At 37.0% G+C, this 23,171-nt stretch carries 20 protein-coding genes; 11 read left to right on the forward strand and 9 right to left on the reverse strand.

What is annotated here, in order from left to right; genetic code table 11:
* The first annotated feature begins 79 nt into the window (after positions 1-79).
* Positions 80-334, forward strand: a complete 255-nt coding sequence (locus ACGH6R_RS07155) for a YfhL family 4Fe-4S dicluster ferredoxin (protein ID WP_220216264.1) — start codon at positions 80-82, stop codon at positions 332-334.
* Between the two features lie 4 nt (positions 335-338).
* Here the strand turns inward: ACGH6R_RS07155 and ispH are convergent, their stop codons facing one another.
* The 6 genes from ispH to folE form a co-directional block, all read right to left on the reverse strand.
* Positions 339-1,286: a 4-hydroxy-3-methylbut-2-enyl diphosphate reductase gene (gene ispH / locus ACGH6R_RS07160; RefSeq protein WP_065558502.1), complete on the reverse strand. Its 948-nt coding sequence runs from the start codon at positions 1,284-1,286 to the stop codon at positions 339-341.
* Position 1,287: 1 nt separating this feature from the next.
* The gene (lspA, locus tag ACGH6R_RS07165; RefSeq protein WP_411599273.1) at positions 1,288-1,758 is read right to left on the reverse strand and encodes a signal peptidase II; all 471 of its coding nucleotides are present in this window, start codon (positions 1,756-1,758) and stop codon (positions 1,288-1,290) included.
* Between the two features lie 105 nt (positions 1,759-1,863).
* Entirely contained in the window at positions 1,864-4,671 is a 2,808-nt protein-coding gene (ileS, locus tag ACGH6R_RS07170; RefSeq protein WP_411599274.1) for an isoleucine--tRNA ligase, read from the reverse strand.
* Between the two features lie 38 nt (positions 4,672-4,709).
* On the reverse strand, positions 4,710-5,648 hold the full coding sequence (ribF, locus tag ACGH6R_RS07175) for a bifunctional riboflavin kinase/FAD synthetase (RefSeq protein ID WP_267358970.1): 939 nt from the start codon (positions 5,646-5,648) through the stop codon (positions 4,710-4,712).
* Positions 5,649-5,847: 199 nt separating this feature from the next.
* A complete protein-coding gene (locus ACGH6R_RS07180) occupies positions 5,848-6,360 on the reverse strand; it encodes a hypothetical protein (protein WP_267350228.1) in 513 nt (170 codons plus the stop codon).
* 14 nt (positions 6,361-6,374) lie between these two features.
* Entirely contained in the window at positions 6,375-7,034 is a 660-nt protein-coding gene (gene folE, locus ACGH6R_RS07185; RefSeq protein WP_220216270.1) for a GTP cyclohydrolase I FolE, read from the reverse strand.
* 203 nt (positions 7,035-7,237) lie between these two features.
* On the opposite strand from folE, the gene polA reads away from it, so the two are divergent.
* The 6 genes from polA to asnB all read left to right on the forward strand — a co-directional run bounded on the left by polA (position 7,238) and on the right by asnB (position 15,945).
* Positions 7,238-10,012 (forward strand): DNA polymerase I, encoded by a 2,775-nt coding sequence (gene polA / locus ACGH6R_RS07190; RefSeq protein ID WP_411599275.1) that lies wholly within the window; start codon positions 7,238-7,240, stop codon positions 10,010-10,012.
* Between the two features lie 269 nt (positions 10,013-10,281).
* Entirely contained in the window at positions 10,282-11,712 is a 1,431-nt protein-coding gene (gene gltX, locus ACGH6R_RS07195; protein ID WP_065558509.1) for a glutamate--tRNA ligase, read from the forward strand.
* Positions 11,713-11,771: 59 nt separating this feature from the next.
* Entirely contained in the window at positions 11,772-13,382 is a 1,611-nt protein-coding gene (locus tag ACGH6R_RS07200) for a YdbH domain-containing protein (protein ID WP_411599276.1), read from the forward strand.
* A gap of 14 nt (positions 13,383-13,396) precedes the next feature.
* Positions 13,397-13,582: a YnbE family lipoprotein gene (locus tag ACGH6R_RS07205; RefSeq protein ID WP_065558684.1), complete on the forward strand. Its 186-nt coding sequence runs from the start codon at positions 13,397-13,399 to the stop codon at positions 13,580-13,582.
* 112 nt (positions 13,583-13,694) lie between these two features.
* Positions 13,695-14,039, forward strand: a complete 345-nt coding sequence (locus tag ACGH6R_RS07210) for a YdbL family protein (protein WP_411599277.1) — start codon at positions 13,695-13,697, stop codon at positions 14,037-14,039.
* Between the two features lie 232 nt (positions 14,040-14,271).
* On the forward strand, positions 14,272-15,945 hold the full coding sequence (asnB, locus tag ACGH6R_RS07215) for an asparagine synthase B (RefSeq protein ID WP_411599278.1): 1,674 nt from the start codon (positions 14,272-14,274) through the stop codon (positions 15,943-15,945).
* A gap of 91 nt (positions 15,946-16,036) precedes the next feature.
* Here asnB and satP read toward each other — a convergent pair whose 3' ends face one another.
* Positions 16,037-16,615 (reverse strand): acetate uptake transporter, encoded by a 579-nt coding sequence (gene satP, locus ACGH6R_RS07220; protein ID WP_065558513.1) that lies wholly within the window; start codon positions 16,613-16,615, stop codon positions 16,037-16,039.
* 233 nt (positions 16,616-16,848) lie between these two features.
* On the opposite strand from satP, the gene dnaK reads away from it, so the two are divergent.
* Positions 16,849-18,768: a molecular chaperone DnaK gene (gene dnaK / locus ACGH6R_RS07225; protein ID WP_065558514.1), complete on the forward strand. Its 1,920-nt coding sequence runs from the start codon at positions 16,849-16,851 to the stop codon at positions 18,766-18,768.
* A gap of 123 nt (positions 18,769-18,891) precedes the next feature.
* Entirely contained in the window at positions 18,892-20,028 is a 1,137-nt protein-coding gene (gene dnaJ, locus ACGH6R_RS07230) for a molecular chaperone DnaJ (RefSeq protein ID WP_220216276.1), read from the forward strand.
* Between the two features lie 512 nt (positions 20,029-20,540).
* Here the strand turns inward: dnaJ and grcA are convergent.
* Positions 20,541-20,924 carry an autonomous glycyl radical cofactor GrcA gene (gene grcA, locus ACGH6R_RS07235; RefSeq protein ID WP_220216278.1) on the reverse strand — a complete coding sequence of 128 codons (384 nt, stop codon included), beginning with the start codon at positions 20,922-20,924 and terminating at the stop codon, positions 20,541-20,543.
* 203 nt (positions 20,925-21,127) lie between these two features.
* On the opposite strand from grcA, the gene ung reads away from it, so the two are divergent.
* Positions 21,128-21,805: a uracil-DNA glycosylase gene (gene ung, locus ACGH6R_RS07240; protein WP_411599279.1), complete on the forward strand. Its 678-nt coding sequence runs from the start codon at positions 21,128-21,130 to the stop codon at positions 21,803-21,805.
* 130 nt (positions 21,806-21,935) lie between these two features.
* Here ung and ACGH6R_RS07245 read toward each other — a convergent pair whose 3' ends face one another.
* Positions 21,936-22,283, reverse strand: a complete 348-nt coding sequence (locus tag ACGH6R_RS07245; protein WP_411599280.1) for a DUF805 domain-containing protein — start codon at positions 22,281-22,283, stop codon at positions 21,936-21,938.
* Between the two features lie 260 nt (positions 22,284-22,543).
* Between ACGH6R_RS07245 and upp the strand changes: the two genes are divergently transcribed.
* On the forward strand, positions 22,544-23,170 hold the full coding sequence (gene upp, locus ACGH6R_RS07250) for a uracil phosphoribosyltransferase (RefSeq protein ID WP_065558519.1): 627 nt from the start codon (positions 22,544-22,546) through the stop codon (positions 23,168-23,170).
* Position 23,171: the final 1 nt, after the last annotated feature.

Genomic DNA, 23,171 nt, shown 5'->3' on the forward strand with positions numbered 1-23,171 from the left:
CTGTATTCTTTTTTAGAAATTAGGAAGGATTGCGCTATAATGGCGCAAATTTTTTGGAGATGATAAAGTTAATTGAGCAATGGCATTAAAAATAACCAGTAAATGTATTAATTGTGATATGTGTGAGCCTGAATGTCCTAACGAGGCTATCTCTATGGGGTTTGATACTTATGAAATCGATCCCAACAAATGTACTGAATGTGTCGGTTATTATGATCATTCAACTTGTCAGCGTGTTTGCCCCATTCAAAATGCTATTATTGCTGATCCTGAGCATATCGAGACCCATGATCAGCTATTGGCAAAATTTGAGCAACTAAAACACACAAATTAACCCGTTAGTTTGCTTTTACTTCAATACGCAATTCTTTAGGAATTTCAAAGGTAATATTTTCTAAAATTCCGTCTGTTTCGATCAGTGATGTGCAACCCAAACTTTTCAAATGTTCAATAACCTGTTGCACTAAAATATCGGGCGCAGATGCGCCTGCCGTTACGCCCACCGTGCGAGCATTAGTTAACCATTCTTGTTCAATATCGGTGGCATAATCGATCAAATAAGCATTTTTACTGTTGCGTCTGGCAAGTTCAGCTAATCGGTTGGAATTGGATGAATTTTTTGAACCGACGACAAGTATCACATCTGCTTGTGATGAAAGTTGTTTTACGGCTTGTTGTCGATTGGTTGTGGCATAACAAATATCATTTTTACGCGGGCTACGGATTTTAGGAAATCGTACTTTTAAGGCAGCAATGATTTCCGCCGTATCTTCCACTGATAAGGTTGTTTGGGTTGTAAAGCATAGGTGATCTTCGTTTTTGACTTGTAATGTTTGAACATCGTTTATCGATTCAATCAAATAAATACCACCATTAGGATTATTGTATTGACCTAATGTACCATCCACTTCAATATGCCCGGCATGACCGATTAAGACCACTTCTTCACCACGATAACTGGATCTTGCCACTTCCATATGAACTTTAGTCACTAATGGGCAAGTTGCATCAAAGATACGAAGTTTTCGTTTTTTTGCTTCTTCACGCACCGCTTTAGATACACCATGCGCAGAAAAGATAAGAATACTATCGTCAGGGACTTCGTCAATTTGTTCAATAAAAATTGCGCCTAGCTCTTTCAAGTTGTTAACCACATAGCGGTTATGCACCACTTCATGGCGAACATAAACGGGTGCACCAAAGAGTTCAAGTGCGCGTTCAACGATCGTGATAGCTCGATCAACACCAGCACAAAAACCTCGAGGGTTAGCTAAAATAATTTGCATGTTATTCGGTCTTTTGGGGTTTTTTATAACTACTTAGAATAAATAATCCAATACCGATACAAATCGCACAATCAGCAATATTAAAGGTTGGGTAGTGCCAGCTACCGAAATTTACATCTAGAAAATCAACCACAAATCCATGATAAAGGCGGTCAAATAGGTTGCCTAAAGCACCACCTAATATAAGTGATAGTGAAAAATTTTCTAATTTTTGCTGTCGTTTGTTACGATAAAGCATATACACAATGGCACCACTAATGAGTAAAGCAACGGCTGCAAGCATCCAACGTTGACCTTCAAAAATACTAAATGCAGCACCAATATTTTGTACATAAGTAATCGAGAAGAAAGGTAACACGTTGATTGATTCATAAAGGTTGAATTTAGTTAGGATCCAAAATTTACTAGCAATATCAACAAAGAACACAATTGTGCTAATAAGTAACCAGTAAAGTCCATTCTCTTTTTTCATAAAGTTCATGCTCATGATGATATTTCGCCGACTGTTGTCGGCGCTTAATGTAATAAGTGGCTATAAGCTATTGTCTTATAGCCGTGTTTATCTGTCATTCTATTGCTAGGCGAAATGTCTAACTTCACCCTTACCATGAATGTTTTCTTCACAGCGTTTACATAAATGTGTTGTTGGTTCATTATCAATGGTGTAATGCCAACAGCGAGGACACTTATCACCTTTCGCTTTAGTGAGCTCGATTTTAAGACCGGCTATATCACTTTGTACTGCCTGTTGTGTCGCACTGTCTAGTGGTTTCACGCTGGCTTGTGACGTGAGTAGTACAAAGCGTAATTCGTTCTCTAATTTAGCGAGTGCTGTGGCAATCTGATCGTCTGCATAAAGGGTAACAGCGGCTTCAAGAGAACCGCCAATCACTTTATCGTTACGACCTTGTTCTAGCACTTTGTTTACTTCGCTACGAATTGCTAGAATTTGCGCCCAATACTCACTATTTAATGTTTCATTATCGGATAAACTAAATAGTTCGTTATACCATTCATCTTCAAATACAAATTCTGATTTTTCGGCTGAAGGTAAATATTGCCAAATTTCATCAGCGGTAAAAGATAGTACCGGCGCTATCCAACGTACCATTGCTTGAGCAATATGATATAAGGCAGTTTGGCAACTATGACGAGCAACGCTATCACTTTTTGCAGTGTACTGACGATCTTTAATAATATCTAAATAGAATGATCCCATTTCAATTGAACAGAATTGCATAATACGTTGTACGACTTTATGGAAATCATAACTTTCGTAAGCTTGGATAATTTGATCTTGTGCCTCTTTTGCCATGCTGACCGCCCAGCGATCCAGTACCACCATATCTTCAGGTTTGACCATGTCTTTAGCTGGATCAAAGCCGTTTAAGTTAGCCAGTAAAAAGCGAGCTGTATTACGAATACGACGGTAACTATCCGCTGCACGTTTGATAATTTCGTCAGAATAGCTCATTTCACCCGAATAATCGGTCGAAGCAATCCATAGACGTAGAATATCTGCTCCGAGTTTACCCATAACTTCTTGTGGGGTAACGATATTGCCTAACGATTTAGACATTTTTCGACCTTGACCGTCAACCACAAAACCATGCGTTAACACTTGCTTATAAGGGGCTTTGTTATCAATCGCTGTTGATAGCATTAATGATGACATAAACCAACCACGATGTTGATCTGAACCTTCTAAATACATGTCAGCTTCGTGCCCTTCAAACTCAGGGCGTACACCGACTACCGAAAAGAAAGTTGATCCTGAATCAAACCAGACATCAAGGGTATCTGGCACTTTGCGATAATCGTCTGCATCGGGGCCAAGCAAATCTTTGATATCTGCATCCCACCAAGCTTGGATACCGTGTTGTTCAACTAATTTAGCGACTTTTTCAACCAGTGCTAGGGTATCGGGGTGTAGCTCTTCGGTCTCTTTGTGGACAAATAACGTCATCGGTACGCCCCATGTGCGTTGACGAGAGATACACCAGTCAGGGCGATTAGCAACCATTGTCTCAATTCGTGCTTGTCCCCAATCCGGAATCCAGCGAACTTGTTTAATTTCTTGTAATGATTGGGCACGTAAACCTTGTTTATCCATGCTAATAAACCATTGCGGTGTTGCACGATAAATAACCGGTGTTTTGTGACGCCAACAACATGGATAGCTATGTTCAATATTTTCAAAATGAAGTAGCGCATTGTGGTCTTTTAATATGTCGATCACAACTTTATTCGCTTTAAATACAAATAAGCCATCTAAACCTGCACCTGTGCCCGGTAAATAGCACCCATTGCCACCAACAGGGTTAGCAACTTCAAGCCCATATTTTTGACCAACTAAAAAGTCTTCCGCACCATGGCCGGGCGCAGTGTGCACCGCACCGGTACCAGCATCAACCGTAACGTGTTCACCAAGTACAATGGGTTCATCAAAATCAAGGAAAGGATGCTTAAAGCGTAATAGCTCAAGCGCATTACCTTTACAGCTGCCAAGAATTTTCCATTCTGAAATTTCGGCACGTTTCATGACGGATTCGACCAGATCAGTGGCTAAAATTAAGCATTCTTTATCGTTTATTTGTACCAGTTGATACTCAAACTCAGCATTTAAGGCAATACCTCGGCTAGCGGGTAATGTCCAAGGTGTTGTCGTCCAAATCACGGCATAAATAGTTAAATCGGTATGAACGCCAAATTTACTCGCAACAGCTTGGTTATCCACCGCTTTAAATTTTACATCTATAGCGGGTGAAGATTTATCATAATATTCTACTTCTGCTTCTGCTAACGAAGACATACAATCTGTACACCAGTAAACAGGTTTTGCCCCTTTGACTAAATGCCCGTTTTTGATGACTTTACCTAACGCTCGAATAATGTTCGCTTCCGTATCGTAATTCATTGTGCGGTAGGGATTTTGCCAATCACCCAATACACCCATACGTATAAAATCAGCTTTTTGTAGTTCAACTTGAGAAGCAGCATAGTCACGACAAATTTGACGAAACTCAGCCGGTGTCACTTTTACGCCTGGTTTGCCAACTTGTTCTTCAACTTTTTGTTCGATTGGCAGACCATGACAGTCCCACCCTGGAATATATGGGGAATCATAACCGCTTAAACCTTTTGATTTAATGATAATATCTTTGATAATTTTATTAACTGCATGACCAATATGAAGTTTGCCGTTTGCATAAGGAGGGCCATCATGCAAAATAAAGGCTTTTTTCCCTTTTTTTACTTGGCGGATTTTGCGATAAAGTTCTTTATCGTACCAGTTTTGCAACATCGCCGGTTCACGTTTGGCAAGATCACCTCGCATTGGGAAACCGGTTTCCGGTAAATTCAATGTATTTTTATAATCTGTCATGCTGATTTATTCCAGTTAATTTTGTTGATACTACTTTCTTAATTGGTTAATTGTGCACTGATCTTTTTCGCAGTGCAAACATCTTGTGTAATTTGTTCTTTCAACGCTGTTATAGAGTCAAATTTTTTCTCGTCTCGTAATTTTTCGAGGAAGGTTACGTCTAAATATTGTCCATAAATATCACCCGAAAAGTCAAATAGATTCACTTCTAAAATGGCTTTTTTTCCTTGAATAGTTGGTCTTATACCAATATTAGCAATGCCATAATAAGATTGTTGGCTACAACAATTTTTGACGTTAACTAAATAGACACCGTGTAAGGCTGGTTTTTTGCGGTGTAGTTGAATATTTGCCGTAGGAAAACCTAATTGCCTTGCTAATGCATTGCCATGAATAACACGTCCTTGAATGCTATACGGACGCCCTAATAGGCAACGTGCTAATTCAAAATCATTGTTGAGTAAAGCTTTACGCACCGCGGTACTACTAATTCGTAACTGATTCCAAACGTAGGTTGGCATGCTTTCGACAGTAAAATCATTTTTTTGTGCATAATGTTCAAGAAGATGAATATCCCCTTTACGTTCAAACCCAAACCGAAAATCATCACCAATAATAATATATTTGGCCCGTAACTGATTTATCAACCAAGCTTGAATAAAGTCATCAGCAGACATTTTGGCAAAGGTTTGAGTAAACGGAACAGCAATAATATAGTCGATACCGAGTTTTTCAATAAAAATCACTTTTTCTTGAAATGAGGTTAATCGGGAAGGGGCATTTTCCGAACAAAAAAACTCTAACGGTTGCGGTTCAAATAGCATAACCACGGTTGGTAGATTTAATTTTTTACCTTGGGTGATTAAATGGTTAATTAATTGCTGATGTCCTAAATGTATGCCATCAAAATTGCCCAATGTCAGTACGCACTGGGAAAATTGATTTTTTAAATTAGCAATACCGCGAATGATCTTCATGAAAATGTGTTATTTAACTGTGTAATTTAACTCAAGTAGCCGAGAATTATACCAATCTTTCTTGAAGATGCACGTAATATAAAGCTGATTTTCGGTTGTTTTGTATTTGAGTTTTAGGTTTTGATTATTGTTAAATATTCAATTCCCATACGATTGTTACAAAAATCCGCTGAATTTAGGTTTACGTCAATTTTGATTGTTACCAAAAAATCCGACAATAAGCCAGCTCATTTGCCCGTTTTTTATATTCAGCTTGTTGCGCTTTAGGAATAAAAAAACGGTTTTTTTCTATCTCTTCGCACTCTTTTACATCACGTTTAATTTGTTCTGCTTCTTCTTTTGAAATTCGAAAGAAAACTGTATTAAATATACCGATTTTTGAATAGTTATCACCATGAAAAGTCACTCTGTTTTCTAAACCAAAATTTCTTTCTGATGGATAAGCGAGTCCATCGAAATTGTCTTGGGGTTTTGTGACTTTTCGCATCGCAATGGTTTGATCATTACCATAAACATAGTTTTCATTGATAAAGTAATTATCCCCTTGTTTACTTATTTCAACAAGATTGGCATAGGTTGCAGTATATTTAAAATCGGGACCACCTTCTACCCAAAAACCAATAAATTTATCGTTATTATTAGAATTATTAGACTCCTGTTCAGAGCATGCTGTTATCAATAATACCATAAAAATGAGTGATAAAAATTTCATTGAATATCCTTATATTAATAGTGATGTAATGCTCTTAAAAATTCTTGTCTGGTACTTGGATTGGTTTTAAATCCGCCACCCAGTGCGGTCGTGGTTGTCATACTGCTTGAATCTTTAATGCCTCTGGCTTTCACACAATAGTGAGTCGCATCGATTGAGACCGCCACATTTACCGTGCCAAGTAAGGTTTGAAGGGCAACGAGTATTTGTTGAGTTAATCTTTCTTGTACTTGTGGTCGCTGTGAAAAAAATTCAACAATTCGATTAATTTTGGATAAGCCAATAACTTTATCTTTAGGGATATAAGAGACGGTGGCTTTGCCGTCAATGGTGACAAAATGATGTTCGCAGACACTGGTTAAGGTAATATCACGAACGGTGATCATCTCGTCGACTTGCATTTTATTTTCAATGAGCGTGATTTTGGGAAAATTTTCATAATAGAGCCCAGAAAAAATCTCATCAACATACATTTTAGAGACACGATGTGGTGTTTCGGCAAGACTGTCATCAGTAAGATCCAACTCCATTAATTTCATGATCTCACGAAAATGTTCTTCGATTTTTGCCTTGCGCTCACTATTATCCATTGCTAAACGACAAGAAGGGGTTTCAAGATTTTTAGCTGCCAGTGCATCTTTAACTTTTTGTGCAGCAAGACTTAACTGTGTCATTAATCGTATACTCAGGTTAAAAAAGATACAGTATTATATAATACTCATTTTGCAATATACAGTTTTTTAAGTTAAAACTTTCTATTAAAACATTGTGTAAATATGAAAGATTTTTACATTTTATTGTTGTAGATAATAAGAATATTGTTGTTAATTGGGGTATACTGTTAACCATTATAGCGAATAACCTTTGGGTAATACTAATGCCAAATAAAACACCAATTATCCTGATTGATGGATCTTCTTATCTCTATCGTGCTTTTTTTGCATGTCCGCCGTTAACCAATGCCAAAGGTGAGCCAACAGGGGCTATTTTTGGTGTCATCAATATGATCCGTAGTCTGATTAATCAGTACAATCCGACACATATTGCTGTTGTTTTCGATGCTAAAGGCGGCTCTTTCCGTAACGAAATCTACAGCGAGTATAAAGCCACACGTGAGGCAATGCCGGAAAATCTTCGTCCGCAAATTGAACCAATTCACACTATTTTAAAAGCTATGGGGCTGCCTTTACTCTGTATTGAAGGTGTGGAAGCGGATGATGTGATTGGTACACTAGCAAGGCAGGCTGAAAAGGAGAATCTGGACGTTTTAATCAGTACCGGTGATAAAGATATGGCACAGCTTGTCAGTGATAAAATTACCCTGATTAATACCATGAATAATACGGTGCTTGATCCGAAAGGCGTGATGGAAAAATTTGGTGTGCCACCCGAAAAGATTATTGATTATTTAGCATTAAGAGGCGATTCGTCTGACAATATCCCAGGGGTTCCGGGAGTAGGTGAAAAGACGGCCCAAAGTTTATTAACTGAATTTAACAGTGTTAAAGATATCTATCAACGTTTAGATGATATTGAAAAATTATCAATCCGTGGCGCAAAATCGTTAAAACAAAAATTGATTGATAATCAGAAAGAAGCCGAATTGTCTTATTTGCTGGCAACGATTAAAACCGATGTGCAATTAGATTTTACTAATGAACAGCTCATGTCGAGCGATATGGATGTTAATGCATTAAACGAATTATTTGCTTATTATGGCTTTCATCGTTGGCAAAAAGAGTTGATATCGGGCAGTTTTTTAAAAAATCAAAAAGCATCAGCGGTCAATGTGAACCAGAATATGCCGTTATTGGCGCAAGAACATTCATCTGCCAAAAATAAGCAGACTGATTATCAATGCATTTTGACTGATAAACAATTAGAACAGTGGGTAACCAAATTATCCCAAAGTCAACAATTTGCCTTCGATACTGAAACGGATAATGTGGATCATGTGCATGCTAAATTAGTCGGGATTTCGCTTAGTATCACGCCGCATGAAGCAGCTTATATTCCGCTTGCTCATCAATATCTTGGTGTTCCCGAGCAGTTACCGCTTGATAGCGTGCTGGCGAAATTAAAGCCAGTGCTAGAAAATCCGAAGATTAAAAAAATCGCGCAAAATGCTAAATTTGATTACAGCGTACTGGCTAACTATGGTATTAAAGTACAAGGTATTGCCTTTGATACCATGCTTGAATCGTATGTACTAAATAGTACAGAAAGACACGATATGGATAGCATGGCTAGTCGTTATTTGAATCATAAAACCATCACTTATAATGAGCTAACCAAGCAGGATAAAAAACAAGTAACTATTGATGCTATTGATGTTGAAAAAACGACACAATACGCAGCAGAAGATGCAGATATCACGTTACAATTACATGAAAAACTGTGGCCAGAGTTAGAAAAAGATTCAAAATTAACTAAACTGTTTACTGATATTGAAATGCCTTTAGCCATTGTGTTGGCTGAAATGGAAAGAACAGGGGTATTGGTTGATGCTAAACAGTTAAATGATTATTCCCATGAACTTGCCAAACAGTTAATGGCGACGGAAGCCGAACTTCAATCATTGGCTGGTGAAAAATTTAATCCTGCTTCGCCAAAGCAGATTCAAGCAATTTTATTTGATAAGCATCAATTGCCGGTGTTGAAAAAGACGCCAAAAGGCGATCCGTCAACCAGTGAAGATGTGTTGAGTGAATTGGCTAATGAGTACGAATTACCGCGTATGATTCTATTTTATCGAGGACTGGCCAAGCTTAAAAATACTTATACAGATAAATTACCTTTAATGATTAGTCCTATCGATCATCGTATTCATACGAATTACAATCAAATTGGGACAGTAACAGGACGTTTATCTTCCAATGATCCTAATTTACAAAATATTCCGGTACGCAATGAAGAAGGGCGTCGAATCCGCCAGGCATTTATAGCACCAGAAGGGTATAAGATTATTTCTGCTGACTATTCACAAATTGAATTACGCATCATGGCACATCTATCGCAAGATAAAAGTTTACTCAACGCCTTTGCCCATGACAAAGATATCCACCGAGTGACGGCGAGTGAAGTATTAAGTAAACCTGAATCAGATGTGACGTCGGAAGAACGTAGACGCGCTAAAGCGGTCAATTTTGGTTTGATTTATGGAATGAGTGCTTTTGGTTTATCAAAACAAATCAATATTCCTCGAAAAGAGGCGCAATTTTATATCGATCGCTATTTTGAACGTTATCCGGGGGTACAAACTTACATGGAAGAGACCCGTCAATTGGCAGCACAGCAAGGTTATGTCGAAACCTTATCTGGTCGACGTTTATATCTGCCTAAAATCACTTCGACTAACGGCATTGAAAAACGAGGAGCCGAACGAGCAGCAATTAATGCGCCAATGCAAGGTACTGCGGCGGATATTATTAAAACTGCGATGATAAAAATGAGTGATTGGATTACCAACCAACCGTCTGGCAATATTAGAATGGTGATGCAAGTACACGATGAATTAGTGTTTGAAGTCAAACAAGAATTGGTTGATAAGTACAGTGCGCAAATCAAATCCATTATGGAAAATTGTTATCAATTATCTGTGCCATTAAAAGTCGATGTTGGCGTCGGTGATAATTGGGATGAAGCACACTAATTTTTCATCAGCATTAGTAAATTATAAGATGTTTACGGTTTTAGATTTAAATGCAAGCTTAAGCTTAAACATCTTGAAAATTTGTGATCGATTTTAAGGCGTGAATAGGCTATTGCTCAAACCTTTTAGCGTGTTAGAATAAGTAACGAAACTGAATTTATATCAAAATGTTATTATTCTGGTTAGTTAGTTAACCGAATTGAATAAAAGAGCGCTGTTAACGCTTTTTACGTTTACGTGCTCTTTTTTATTATTATTAGGATTATTTCATGAAAATTAAAACCCGTTTTGCACCAAGCCCAACCGGTTATTTACATGTTGGAGGAGCACGTACTGCGCTCTATTCTTGGCTTTATACCCGTCATGCACAAGGTGCATTTGTCTTGCGTATTGAAGATACTGATCTAGAGCGTTCAACGCCAGAAGCCATTGAAGCGATCATGGAGGGAATGAATTGGTTAGAATTATCATGGGATGAAGGTCCTTATTTCCAAACTAAACGTTTTGATCGCTATAATCAAGTGATTGATGAAATGCTCGCTAAAGGAACAGCTTATCGTTGCTATTGCTCAAAAGAACGCTTAGAAAAACTGCGTGAAGAGCAGATGGCGAAAGGCGAAAAAGCCCGTTATGATGGTCATTGTCGTTGTGATGAAGTCCAAAAACAACATAACCATAGTGAACCGCATGTTGTCCGTTTTGCCAATCCGATTGACGGTGTTGTCGTATTTAACGATTTAATCCGTGGCCCTATTGAGATTGCCAATAAAGAGCTTGATGATTTAATTATTCGACGAACAGACGGTTCACCAACTTACAATTTTTGTGTTGTGGTGGATGATTGGGATATGGAAATTACGCATGTGATTCGTGGTGAAGATCATATCAATAATACACCTCGTCAGATTAATATTCTCAAAGCATTAGGCGCACCGCTTCCTGAATATGGTCATGTATCCATGATTTTAGGAGATGACGGGCAAAAATTATCTAAACGTCATGGTGCGGTGAGTGTTATGCAATACCGTGATGATGGCTACTTACCGGAAGCTTTACTCAATTATTTAGTACGCTTAGGCTGGTCACATGGTGATCAAGAGATATTCTCCGTGCCTGAAATGATTAGTTATTTTACATTAGATGCAGTAAGCAAATCAGCTAGTGCGTTTAATACTGAAAAATTATTGTGGTTAAATCATCATTATATTAATCATTTAGATGCTGATTATGTCGCTCAACATTTAGTTTGGCATATGAATCATCAAGGCTATGATTTAACACAAGGCCCGGATTTAATCACAATTATTAAATTGTTTGGTGAACGTTGTAAAACACTTAAAGAAATGGCGGAATCATGCCGTTATTGTTATCAAGATTTTGATGATTTTGATGCTGATGCCGCTAAAAAACATTTGCGCCCCGTAGCTAAAGAGCCGTTAGAACTCATCAAAGCTAAAATTGGTGCAATTGCTGATTTTGACTGGCAAATTGATAAAATTCATCATGCTATTGAAGCCACGGCGACTGAACTTGATGTTGGAATGGGTAAAGTGGGGATGCCATTGCGTGTTGCAGTAACAGGAATTGGGCAATCGCCATCCGTGGATGCAACGGTATTTGCCATTGGCAAAAAACGAACACTATCTAGAATTGATAAAGCATTAGCTTATATCGCACAGCGAGAACAGTCACCAGCGTAATATTATTGTATTGCCGAGCAACACTCGGCAATAAACCTTGCTAAGTAGAGAGTTTATTTATGGCTCGCTTGAAAAAACGCTATTGGTTTTCATTTATTTTTATGCTGATTATTTCATTGCTAGGTCTGTTTGGATGGCATTATTGGTTGTCTTTTAAGCAAAAAAATCAGTTAACCTTAGATTGGCATGGCTTCAATATTGGTTTTGATGGGGTATCATTTGATACTTTTACCGTTTCTCAGCAATCACAATTATCCTTAACGGCAAAAAATTTGCATGTTTCGTGGTCAAATCTATCAGCAGAAAATGTAGATATCTATTGGCAGCCCGTTAACGCTAAAGCAGAGAATATTAGCGATCACGGAGTTGATGGCGAGGCTGATCATCTTGATCGATCTGAATTTGATACCTCATCTTTTTCATCAATGTTGTATTGGTTACCTAAAGCTATTCATATTCATTCGTTGCGATTTTATCAAAACAAAGTGCCTTTGTTTGATATCAAGCTAGATATGAATAAACAGCCACAAGCTATACAGCTTGAGTTATCCACCAATACTCAATATGCTGCAAAGTTATCGACTGTTTTACAATTTAATGAAGCCGATTCCCGTATTGAGATTCAACATGGCATGTTAACGACCTCATTAGCTCAATTTGGCATACAAAATAGCGATTTATCCTTACCGTTTAAAGGATCGATAACTCAAAAACAGCTTACACTAACCAATTTGGATAATGCGTCATTTAGCTTAAAAAAAGCGAATGTTTCGGAAGATTTCATTGTTAATGATCTAAGAGGAAATATCCGCTTTCAAGTTCAGTCATCGCTTCCATTTCAATTGAATCAAACCTCAGCGACAGGTCAATTAACGATTAGTCAGTTCAATGGTCTTTATAAAAATAGTGAGATTAAATCGGCAACAGGTAATATTAATCTTTCGGTTAATAACAATAATTTTACGCTTTCCACATCTGATTTACATATCCAAGAAATCAATCTTGGCATCGGTTTTGAAAAAGTTAATGTTGCTGGCGCTTATTCATCAACTTTAACTGCTCCGACAAGAGGCATCATTACGTGGAAAAAATTACAAGCGAGGCTATTTTCTGGTCAACTGTTTGTTGATAAAGGAAAATTGAATTTAACTAGATTACCTCAACAAATTAATGTCAGACTAAAACAAATACAGTTAAAAGATGTGTTAGCCAAATATCCGGTTGAAGGGCTTGCCGGTAATGGGGCGATAGATGGCATCTTACCAATTACATTAAGCGAAGTTAAAAACAACAATGAGCTATCATATAAGTTGGTAATTAAAAATGGTCAACTAGTTTCAACTAATCAGGGTGAATTACAGTTTGAAAATTCAGCGCTAAAAGATTATGTAAAAAATAATCCAAATATGAAAATACTCACTGATATTCTTAAAAATTTTCATTATACTAAGCTATCGAGTAAAGTTGATTACGCTAATGATATTGCTAAGTTAGGTCTGACTATTCAAGGAAATAATTTAGAGGTGCAAAATGGTAAAGCGGTGAATTTAAATATCACGCTTGAAGAAAATATCGCTAAATTAATGACCAGTTTACTCTTATCAGACCAAATTAGTGAACCGATTCGTAAACGAATTGAAGCACGATTGAAAAAAAATCATGATAAATGAAAGAGGCTATTTTTATGATACGGAATGTGATTGCAGTCATGGTAGTGAGTAGCGTATTAATGGGATGCTCACCGACGGTTAGAGTTCAGGCTCCCAATGAACCAATAAACATAAATCTAAATGTTAAAATAGACCATGAAATCAACATAAAGGTTGATAAAGCGTTAGACAATGTAATTAATAAATCTGGTTTATATTAATTATTTATTGAAGATTCACGATTATATTTTGGTTGGCGTTGTCAAAAGTGAATTAAAAGTGTAAATCACTTTTGCGTTAATGAAATATAAAGTATTTATTAAAGGGGTTATTATGACTATTTATAAAAAGTTAACGATTGCATTATTAACAGCAGCTTTATCTTTACCCGTGTTTGCATTAAATTTAGATCAAGCGATTAACGCATTAAGTCAAGCAAAAGCGAGTGGTTTAGTGGGCGAACAAGAGGATGGTTATTTAGGTGTAGTTAAAAACGAAAACAATGCAAGTGAAATAGCGCAACTCATTAATCAAGCGCGTAAACAAGAATATCAAAAAGTTTCTGCTGAAAGTAACGTTCCTTTGAACGAAGTTGAAGTGAGAGCGGGAACAAAAGCTCAGGAAAAAACACCTGCTGGACAATTTATAAAACAACAAGGTCAATGGAAAAGAAAGTGATGATGTCATAAAGTCGCTAAGTTCTTTTTGCAACGATAGGAAAAGTATCACGACTTGGGACTTTAATTGTTTATAAATAGTGTGTATGCTGTCTACCTTTATTATTTGCGCTTTAAGCTGGATAAGAATAAAGGGCAAAGTAATTTAAAATAAAAAAAATTTTTTAAATTTTCATATAGTTATTTTTACGTACAAATAGTATCGCGTTTGCGATTTTAAGTGGAGAAAATCAATGTGTTCGATTTTAGGTATTCTTGATATTAAATCAGATCCGGAACAACTACGAACAAAAGCATTAGAACTATCAAGTCTACAGCGTCATCGTGGGCCGGATTGGTCTGGTATTTTTGCTTCTGATAAAGCAATTCTTGCTCATGAACGTTTATCAATTGTAGATGTTAATACAGGATCTCAACCGCTTTATAATAAAGATAAAACTCTCGTTTTAGCGGTGAATGGCGAAATTTATAATCATCAAGAACTCCGAAATCAGTACAAAGATCGCTATGAATTCCAAACAGGTTCTGACTGTGAAGTTATCTTAGCGCTCTATCAAGAAAAAGGAATTGATTGTCTTGATGAACTACAAGGTATGTTTGCCTTTATTCTCTATGATATTAATAAAGGTACTTACTTTATTGGTCGTGATCACATTGGTATTATCCCAATGTATATGGGACACGACGGAAATGGTACATTCTATGTCGCCTCTGAGATGAAAGCGTTAGTACCCGTTTGTAAAACGATTGAAGCTTTTCCTCCAGGATGCTATTTATCGAGCACTGAAGGTGAAATTAAAACCTACTATAAACGTGATTGGATGGATTACGAAAATGTCAAAGATAATAAAACAGACATTAATGCGCTTCGTATAGCATTGGAAGAGTCTGTTAAAAGCCATCTTATGTCAGATGTGCCTTATGGCGTTTTATTATCTGGTGGGCTTGATTCTTCCGTTATTTCGGCAATCACTAAAAAATTCTCAGCGCGTCGTGTTGAAGATCATGAAAAATCTGAAGCTTGGTGGCCACAATTGCATTCATTTGCAGTGGGTTTAAAAGGTGCGCCAGATCTTAAAGCAGCACAAGCGGTTGCCGATCATCTTGGTACCGTTCACCACGAAATTAACTTTACTATTCAAGAAGGTATTGATGCCATTCGTGATGTCATTTATTTTATTGAAACTTATGATGTCACAACTATCCGTGCTTCTACGCCAATGTATTTAATGGCAAGAAAAATTAAAGCAATGGGTATTAAAATGGTGTTATCTGGTGAAGGTGCAGACGAAGTATTTGGTGGTTACCTCTATTTCCATAAAGCGCCAAATGCTAAAGAGTTCCATGAAGAAACGGTGCGAAAATTAGCCGCGTTACACATGTATGATTGTGCACGTGCTAATAAAGCGATGGCGGCATGGGGCGTTGAAGCTCGTGTTCCATTCCTTGATAAGAAATTCTTAGATGTGGCAATGCGCCTTAATCCGAAAGATAAAATGTGTGGTAGTAACGGAAAAATGGAAAAACACATTGTTCGTGAAGCATTTGAATCTTATTTACCTGCGTCTGTGGTTTGGCGTCAAAAAGAGCAATTCTCTGATGGTGTTGGTTATAGTTGGATCGATACTTTAAAAGAGATTGCAGAAAGTAAAATCACGGATCAACAATTGGAAAATGCAAAATTCCGTTTCCCTTATAATACGCCAACGTCGAAAGAAGCTTACATGTACCGAGAAATTTTTGACGAGCTATTCCCGGTTGAAAGTGCAGCACATTGTGTGCCGGGTGGTCCAACTGTTGCTTGTTCTACGGCAAAAGCGATTGAATGGGATGAGTCATTCAAAAATCTTAATGATCCATCAGGCCGTGCGGCAGTAGGTGTACATAATGATGCTTATAAAAAATAAGCGTTAAATGTTGTTATTCATTGATATAAAAAAACGGGGAAATTACCCCGTTTTTTATTGCTCTCATCACTTGTTTAAATAACAGCGACAATTAGTGAGCAGCGCCTTTAGGTGCACCAATTGGTAAAATAGTGCGTCCGTATTGTTCGTTAAGTACTTCAGCCATTGCTAAATAAATCGCACTTGCACCACAAATAATCCCTTCAAAGCCTGCGATATGAATGATGCTGTGATTACCAGAAATATTACCAATTGCTAATAAAGCAAACAGGACAGTTAAACTAGCAAAAACAAATTGTAATACTCGATTACCTTTTAACGTACCGATAAACATGAATGCGGTGAAAATCCCCCATAATGCGAGGAAGATACCAACGAAGGTTGCATCGGTTGGTGCTGTTGCTGGCGAGGTTGGTAAATACCAAATGCCAACAAGCGCAATCCAAAAGAAACCATATGAAGTAAACGCTGTTGTCCCAAAAGTATTACCTTTGCGAAATTCTAAAATTCCAGCGATCACTTGTGCTAGTCCACCATAAAAAATACCCATAGATACGATTGCTGTCATCACAGGGAAAAATCCCGCATTATGAATATTCAATAAAATGGTTGTCATACCAAATCCCATTAGTCCTAGTGGACCTGGATTTGCAAGTTTAGTTTGTTCCATAAGGATCCTATAAAATGTGTCTTAATAAAAAAAGAGCGGCAATAATAAGTGTAGAAAACTTTATAATCAAGATTTATGCAAAAATAATTTTTCATTCCCCCCCTTGATATTAATAATAATGTTCCCATCTATGTGGAAACACTAACATTTCTTTGACTAAATTAAAGACTTGAAAATCACAATTTCAGTCTTATATATAAGAAATAAAATACAGGTTTTGAGGAGAAAAGATTATGGGTAAAATTATTGGTATCGATTTAGGTACAACAAATTCATGTGTTGCAGTAATGGATAATGGTCAAGCTAAAGTTTTAGAAAATGCTGAAGGCGACCGTACAACCCCGTCGATTATTGCTTACACACAAGATGGTGAAATTTTAGTTGGTCAACCAGCAAAACGTCAGGCAGTAACAAATCCACAAAATACATTATTTGCCATTAAACGTTTAATTGGTCGTCGTTATGAAGATGCTGAAGTACAACGTGATGTGGGTATTATGCCATATAAAATTGTTAAAGCTGATAACGGCGATGCATGGGTAGATGTAAAAGGTCAAAAAATTGCGCCACCACAAATTTCTGCTGAAGTACTAAAGAAAATGAAGAAAACTGCAGAAGATTATCTTGGTGAGCCAGTAACAGAAGCGGTTATTACCGTTCCAGCTTATTTTAATGATGCTCAACGTCAAGCAACTAAAGATGCGGGTCGTATTGCTGGTCTAGATGTTAAACGTATTATTAACGAACCAACAGCCGCTGCACTTGCTTATGGTTTAGATAAAGATGTGGGTAACCGCACAATTGCAGTCTATGACCTTGGTGGCGGTACATTTGACATTTCAATTATCGAAATTGATGATGTCGATGGCGAAAAAACTTTCGAAGTATTAGCAACTAATGGTGATACTCACTTAGGTGGTGAAGATTTTGACTCTCGATTAATTAACTATTTAGTTGATGAGTTTAAACGTGAACAAGGTTTCGATCTTAAAAATGATCCACTTGCAATGCAACGTTTAAAAGAAGCAGCAGAGAAAGCAAAAATCGAATTGTCATCAGCGCAACAAACGGATATCAACTTACCTTATATCACAGCTGATGCATCAGGCCCTAAACATTTAAATATCAAAGTGACACGCGCTAAACTTGAATCTTTAGTCGAAGATTTAGTTAAACGCTCTATGGAACCAGTGAAAACAGCATTAAAAGATGCAGGTCTTACTGTTTCTGATATTAAAGATGTGATTTTAGTTGGTGGTCAAACACGTATGCCAATGGTACAAAAAGCCGTTGCAGACTTCTTTGGCAAAGAACCTCGTAAAGACGTTAACCCTGACGAAGCAGTAGCAGTAGGTGCTGCGGTACAAGGTGGTGTATTAGGTGGTGATGTTAAAGATGTATTATTACTTGACGTAACCCCATTATCATTAGGTATTGAAACAATGGGTGGTGTAATGACTACCTTGATTGAGAAAAACACAACTATTCCAACTAAACATAGTCAAGTGTTCTCAACGGCTGAAGATAATCAATCTGCGGTAACAATTCATGTGTTACAAGGTGAGCGTAAACGTGCTGGTGATAATAAATCACTAGGTCAATTTAACCTTGATGGTATTCAAGCTGCACCACGTGGTATGCCACAAATTGAAGTGACCTTTGATATTGATGCCGATGGTATCTTACATGTATCAGCAAAAGATAAAAATACTGGTCGTGAACAAAACATTACCATTAAAGCTTCTTCAGGTTTAAGTGAAGAAGAAATCCAAAAAATGGTCAATGATGCGGAAGCGAATGCTGAAGCTGATCGTAAGTTTGAAGAGTTAGCACAAGTACGTAACCAAGCAGATCACCTTGTTCACTCAACTCGTAAACAAGTGACTGATGCAGGCGATCAATTATCTGCTGATGATAAAAAAGCGATTGAAGATGCGGTAACTGCATTAGAAAATGCTGCTCGTGGTGAAGATAAAGCTGAAATTGAAGCTAAAATCAATGCGTTAATGGAAGCATCAAAAAAATTACTTGAATTAGCTCAACAACAAGCTCAAGCAGATCAATCTGCAGGTCAAGCAAATAATGGTAGCGCTTCGGCACAAGATGATGTTGTTGATGCTGACTTCAAAGAAGTTGATGATGATAAAAAATAATCGTTAACTAAAATGTTTTTTAATGAGTTATTTCAACGAGTTTTAGACATGTAACACATTAAACGGGCGCGAGGTAACTCAAGCCCGTTTAGTTGTTTATGCAATAAAAAATAAAGGTTAATTATGGCGAAGAAAGATTATTATGAAACATTAGGCGTGAGTAAAAGTGCCAGTGAAGCTGAGATAAAAAAAGCCTATAAACGCCTAGCCATGAAATATCATCCTGACAAAAATCAGGATAATAAAGCTGAAGCAGAAGCGAAATTCAAAGAAGTTAAAGAAGCTTATGAAGTATTAACCGATTCACAGAAGAAAGCGGCTTATGATCAATATGGTCATGCAGCCTTTGAACAAGGGCATGGCGGCGCAGGCGGCGGTGGTTTTGGTGGCTTCGGTGGTTTTGGCGGAGGTTCTGCATTTGATGATATCTTTAGTGATTTCTTTGGTGGTGGTCGTGGACGTAGTCAAACTTCCTCACGCGGTGCGGATCTGCAATATAATATCTCGTTAACACTGGAAGAAGCTGCTGCAGGCGTCAGCAAAGAGATAAAAGTACCGACTTGGGTAACTTGTGACGTTTGTCATGGACAAGGAACTGAAAAAGCCTCAGATGTAATGACGTGTGAAACCTGTCATGGTGCAGGTGTTGTACAAATGCGACAAGGTTTCTTTGCTGTGCAGCAAGAGTGTCCAACCTGTCATGGTCGGGGTAAAGTAGTAAAAAATCCATGTAAAAAATGTCATGGTGAAGGACGAGTTCAGAAAACTAAAACGCTTTCTGTAACGATTCCTGCTGGAGTTGATACCGGTAGTCGTATTCGACTTTCTGGAGAAGGTGAAGCAGGTTTAAATGGCGCACCAGCTGGTGATTTATATGTTCAAATGCAAATTAAACCACATGCTATTTTTGAACGTGATGGTACTAACTTACATTGTGAAATTCCAATTAATATTGCTTTAGCATCGCTGGGTGGAGAAGTAGAAGTACCAACACTTAATGGTAAAGTAAGCTTGACTATCCCTGCTGAAACACAAACAGGTAAAGTGTTCCGCTTACGAGGTAAAGGCGTTAAATCGTTACGTGGAAGTTCAATTGGTGATCTTTATTGCCATGTGGTTGTTGAAACACCAGTTAATTTAACCAGTAAACAGAAGGAATTGCTTAAAGAGTTAGGTGAAAGTTTTAAAGCCGATAAAAGCTCTAAGCACAGTCCAAAAGAAAAAAGCTTTTTTGATAAAGTGAAGAAGTTTTTTGGTTAAAAAGACGGATTTATCTATAAACGAGATTAGTTTTGCTAATCTCGTTTTTTTAAGCTTTTATCTTTGATTTTATTAGATGCTATTACCATAATGTTTAAACATACTCTTTATTATCTACTTTTTGCTGTTTTAAGCGTTATATCTTCTCAAATTTAGTAGTACAGCTGTATAAATGCTATTAATAGGTATCCTTCAAGAAGGAAATCTATTGAGATATCGATCTGATTAATTAGAAGATGCAATTAATGCAACTTTAGAAACTAATAAAAACAGAATTCATTGCCAGAATATAGTTAACAGTTGTTAGAAGTAGGTTGTGGCTTGTTAAAGATGAGGAATTAGCCATTTATCTTGCTCAGTATATCGCAAGACAAAATAAGATGCTTTCTAGATATTTAATGTGGTTTCGTTCCAGCTTGATCACACGATTGAGGCTGGGTTGATTGAGCTGATGAATAACAGATAAAAATAAACCCAGTAAGTACTGGGTTTGTATAATGTGTTATCAAAAATTACATTTTAGTTGTAAATGTACGAGCGATAACGTCGCGTTGTTGTTCTGCTGTTAATGAGTTGAAACGTACCGCATAACCAGAAACACGAATAGTTAATTGTGGATATTTTTCTGGGTGTTGTACGGCATCTTCAAGTGTTTCACGACGAAGTACGTTAACATTTAAATGTTGTCCACCTTCAACTTTGATAGTTGGTGCAATATCTAAAGGAATTTCACGATATTCAAACTGACCAAGTTCAGCTGTTGGAATAACTTGATCTTCTTTATATACTGATTTAGCTGCGACACAACGCGCTTCATTAGTCGAGTCATCTAATAACCAAAAAGAATTAAGAAGTGCTGAGTTGTCAGCTTTAGTAATTTGGATACCTGTAATCATTTTAAAACCTCCTATGAGCGTTATTGCCCCTAAAATATTAGGGTTAATATAACACTTATATAATTTGATTAAAGTCAAAAAAAGCTATTAATACGATAAGCTGTACCTTTTATTTAACTTTTAGAGCACTATAGGTTATGATGAGTAAAAATGAGAATTTCTCAGCAAGATATATTCAGTAATTTTTACGGCGTGGACAAACTATGACAACACAATTAACATGGCATGATGTTATTGGTACTGAAAAAGACAAACCTTATTTTCAAAAAATCATGCAATTTGTTACCGCTGAGCGTAATAGCGGTAAAATCATTTATCCTCCTCAACACGATGTATTTAATGCATTTCGTTTTACTGCTTTTAATGACATCAAAGTTGTCATTTTAGGTCAAGATCCTTATCATGGACCGAATCAAGCACATGGACTTTCCTTTTCCGTGTTACCGGGAGTTAAACCTCCTCCTTCATTATTAAATATTTATAAAGAGTTATCTACCGATATTCCTGATTTTCAGATCCCTTCTCATGGTTATTTAGCATCTTGGGCGACTCAAGGGGTACTTTTGCTTAATACGGTATTAACGGTGGAAGCTGGTCAAGCTCATTCACATGCCAAAATAGGTTGGGAGACTTTTACCGATAATGTCATAGCAGCTATAGACAAACATCTTGAGGGAGTGGTGTTTCTGTTATGGGGATCACCTGCGCAAAAAAAAGGGCAATTTATTAATCGGCAAAAACATCATGTATTAACTTCTGTGCATCCTTCACCTTTATCAGCCCATCGTGGATTTTTGGGTTGTAAACATTTTTCCAAAGCTAATGATCTTATTGTGCAACAAGGTAAAGCAGCTATTGACTGGCAACCTAAATTACCTTGAAATTAAATATAATTATATAAATTATTGGGTTTTTTGAAAGCGATTTAGAAGTGAAGTTAAACTAAAAATAGTCAATACGATAATGTGTTGTTAATATTCTCATCAGGTTAGCTGATGAGAATAAAAAAACTTACTGAATCCCTTTAGGATTTTCGCCATATTGGTTGCTACCAGGTGTTGAATCTGTAGCTAAGTAAACTATATTCATAACAGGAACCAAAAGCCACCAACCTGGTTTGTCAGTATCGTGTAAACGGCGAACACCAACTGATATACATGGTAGTAATAACGCTAACTGAACAATGTATACAATATAGCCTAATGGAGCAAAGATAAAACTTAGCAATGCAGAAACTATTGAAACAGCTACTACTATGATGCAGTATATTAAAGCAAACATCCAATATTCTTGACGCCTTGCTCGACCATTAAAATTAAAATAATTTTCTTTTGTTAAACAATTAATAAACCAGTTCATCCTATTAATTTCCTTTAAAATTTTATAATTAACATTTAAAAACCACCTTACTAAGGCGGCTGGTTATTCTAATCAAAAAAATTACATAAAACAAATTTTTCATCAATTTTATACTTTTTACTTATTATTATCTTTTTTTGTTTTATAAAACTTAGCAATTTAATTTGAGTTTTCTCTCGCTTCTATCTATGTTAAAATCCCCTCTCAGTGGTTATTTAAAGTGACCAAAATCTTTCAGCAAAATAACACTGAGGCCCTCCATGAAAATAGTTGAAGTTAAACACCCTCTTGTACGTCATAAAATCGGTTTAATGCGCGAACATGATATTAGTACTAAAGACTTTCGTGCGCTTGCCAGCGAAGTTGGTAGTTTATTAACTTATGAAGCCACGGCTGACTTACCTACTGAAAAAGTGACCATTGAAGGTTGGTGTGGACCCGTTCAAATTGAGCAAATCAAAGGTAAAAAAATAACTGTAGTACCAATCCTTCGTGCCGGTTTAGGTATGATGGATGGTGTGCTTGAGCATGTGCCTAGTGCTCGTATTAGCGTCGTTGGGTTTTATCGTAATGAAGAGACCCTTGAGCCAGTGCCTTATTTCCAAAAATTAACGTCGGACATTGCGGAACGAATGGCTTTGGTTGTTGACCCTATGCTAGCAACGGGTGGTTCAATGGTGGCGACGATTGATTTATTAAAACAAGCAGGATGTAAAAACATTAAAGTATTAGTTTTAGTGGCTGCACCTGAAGGTATCAAAACATTAGAAAAAGCCCATCCAGATGTTGAACTCTATACTGCATCCATTGATGAACGGTTAAATGAACAAGGTTACATTTTACCAGGACTTGGCGATGCTGGAGATAAAATATTCGGCACTAAATAAA

This window comes from Gilliamella sp. CG13 (assembly GCF_046635805.1).
Classification (GTDB): domain Bacteria; phylum Pseudomonadota; class Gammaproteobacteria; order Enterobacterales; family Orbaceae; genus Gilliamella; species Gilliamella apicola_I.

Coding starts and splice junctions, on each gene's coding strand:
- ispH (WP_065558502.1), bottom strand. CDS start 1,286: ATGCAAATTATTTTAGCTAACCCTCGAGGTTTTTGTGCTGGTGTTGAT.
- ACGH6R_RS07245 (WP_411599280.1), bottom strand. CDS start 22,283: ATGAACTGGTTTATTAATTGTTTAACAAAAGAAAATTATTTTAATTTT.
- ACGH6R_RS07200 (WP_411599276.1), top strand. CDS start 11,772: ATGGCTCGCTTGAAAAAACGCTATTGGTTTTCATTTATTTTTATGCTG.
- lspA (WP_411599273.1), bottom strand. CDS start 1,758: ATGAAAAAAGAGAATGGACTTTACTGGTTACTTATTAGCACAATTGTG.
- ung (WP_411599279.1), top strand. CDS start 21,128: ATGACAACACAATTAACATGGCATGATGTTATTGGTACTGAAAAAGAC.
- gltX (WP_065558509.1), top strand. CDS start 10,282: ATGAAAATTAAAACCCGTTTTGCACCAAGCCCAACCGGTTATTTACAT.
- ACGH6R_RS07210 (WP_411599277.1), top strand. CDS start 13,695: ATGACTATTTATAAAAAGTTAACGATTGCATTATTAACAGCAGCTTTA.
- upp (WP_065558519.1), top strand. CDS start 22,544: ATGAAAATAGTTGAAGTTAAACACCCTCTTGTACGTCATAAAATCGGT.
- ACGH6R_RS07205 (WP_065558684.1), top strand. CDS start 13,397: ATGATACGGAATGTGATTGCAGTCATGGTAGTGAGTAGCGTATTAATG.
- asnB (WP_411599278.1), top strand. CDS start 14,272: ATGTGTTCGATTTTAGGTATTCTTGATATTAAATCAGATCCGGAACAA.
- polA (WP_411599275.1), top strand. CDS start 7,238: ATGCCAAATAAAACACCAATTATCCTGATTGATGGATCTTCTTATCTC.
- dnaJ (WP_220216276.1), top strand. CDS start 18,892: ATGGCGAAGAAAGATTATTATGAAACATTAGGCGTGAGTAAAAGTGCC.
- ACGH6R_RS07155 (WP_220216264.1), top strand. CDS start 80: ATGGCATTAAAAATAACCAGTAAATGTATTAATTGTGATATGTGTGAG.
- ileS (WP_411599274.1), bottom strand. CDS start 4,671: ATGACAGATTATAAAAATACATTGAATTTACCGGAAACCGGTTTCCCA.
- folE (WP_220216270.1), bottom strand. CDS start 7,034: ATGACACAGTTAAGTCTTGCTGCACAAAAAGTTAAAGATGCACTGGCA.
- satP (WP_065558513.1), bottom strand. CDS start 16,615: ATGGAACAAACTAAACTTGCAAATCCAGGTCCACTAGGACTAATGGGA.
- grcA (WP_220216278.1), bottom strand. CDS start 20,924: ATGATTACAGGTATCCAAATTACTAAAGCTGACAACTCAGCACTTCTT.
- ACGH6R_RS07180 (WP_267350228.1), bottom strand. CDS start 6,360: ATGAAATTTTTATCACTCATTTTTATGGTATTATTGATAACAGCATGC.
- dnaK (WP_065558514.1), top strand. CDS start 16,849: ATGGGTAAAATTATTGGTATCGATTTAGGTACAACAAATTCATGTGTT.
- ribF (WP_267358970.1), bottom strand. CDS start 5,648: ATGAAGATCATTCGCGGTATTGCTAATTTAAAAAATCAATTTTCCCAG.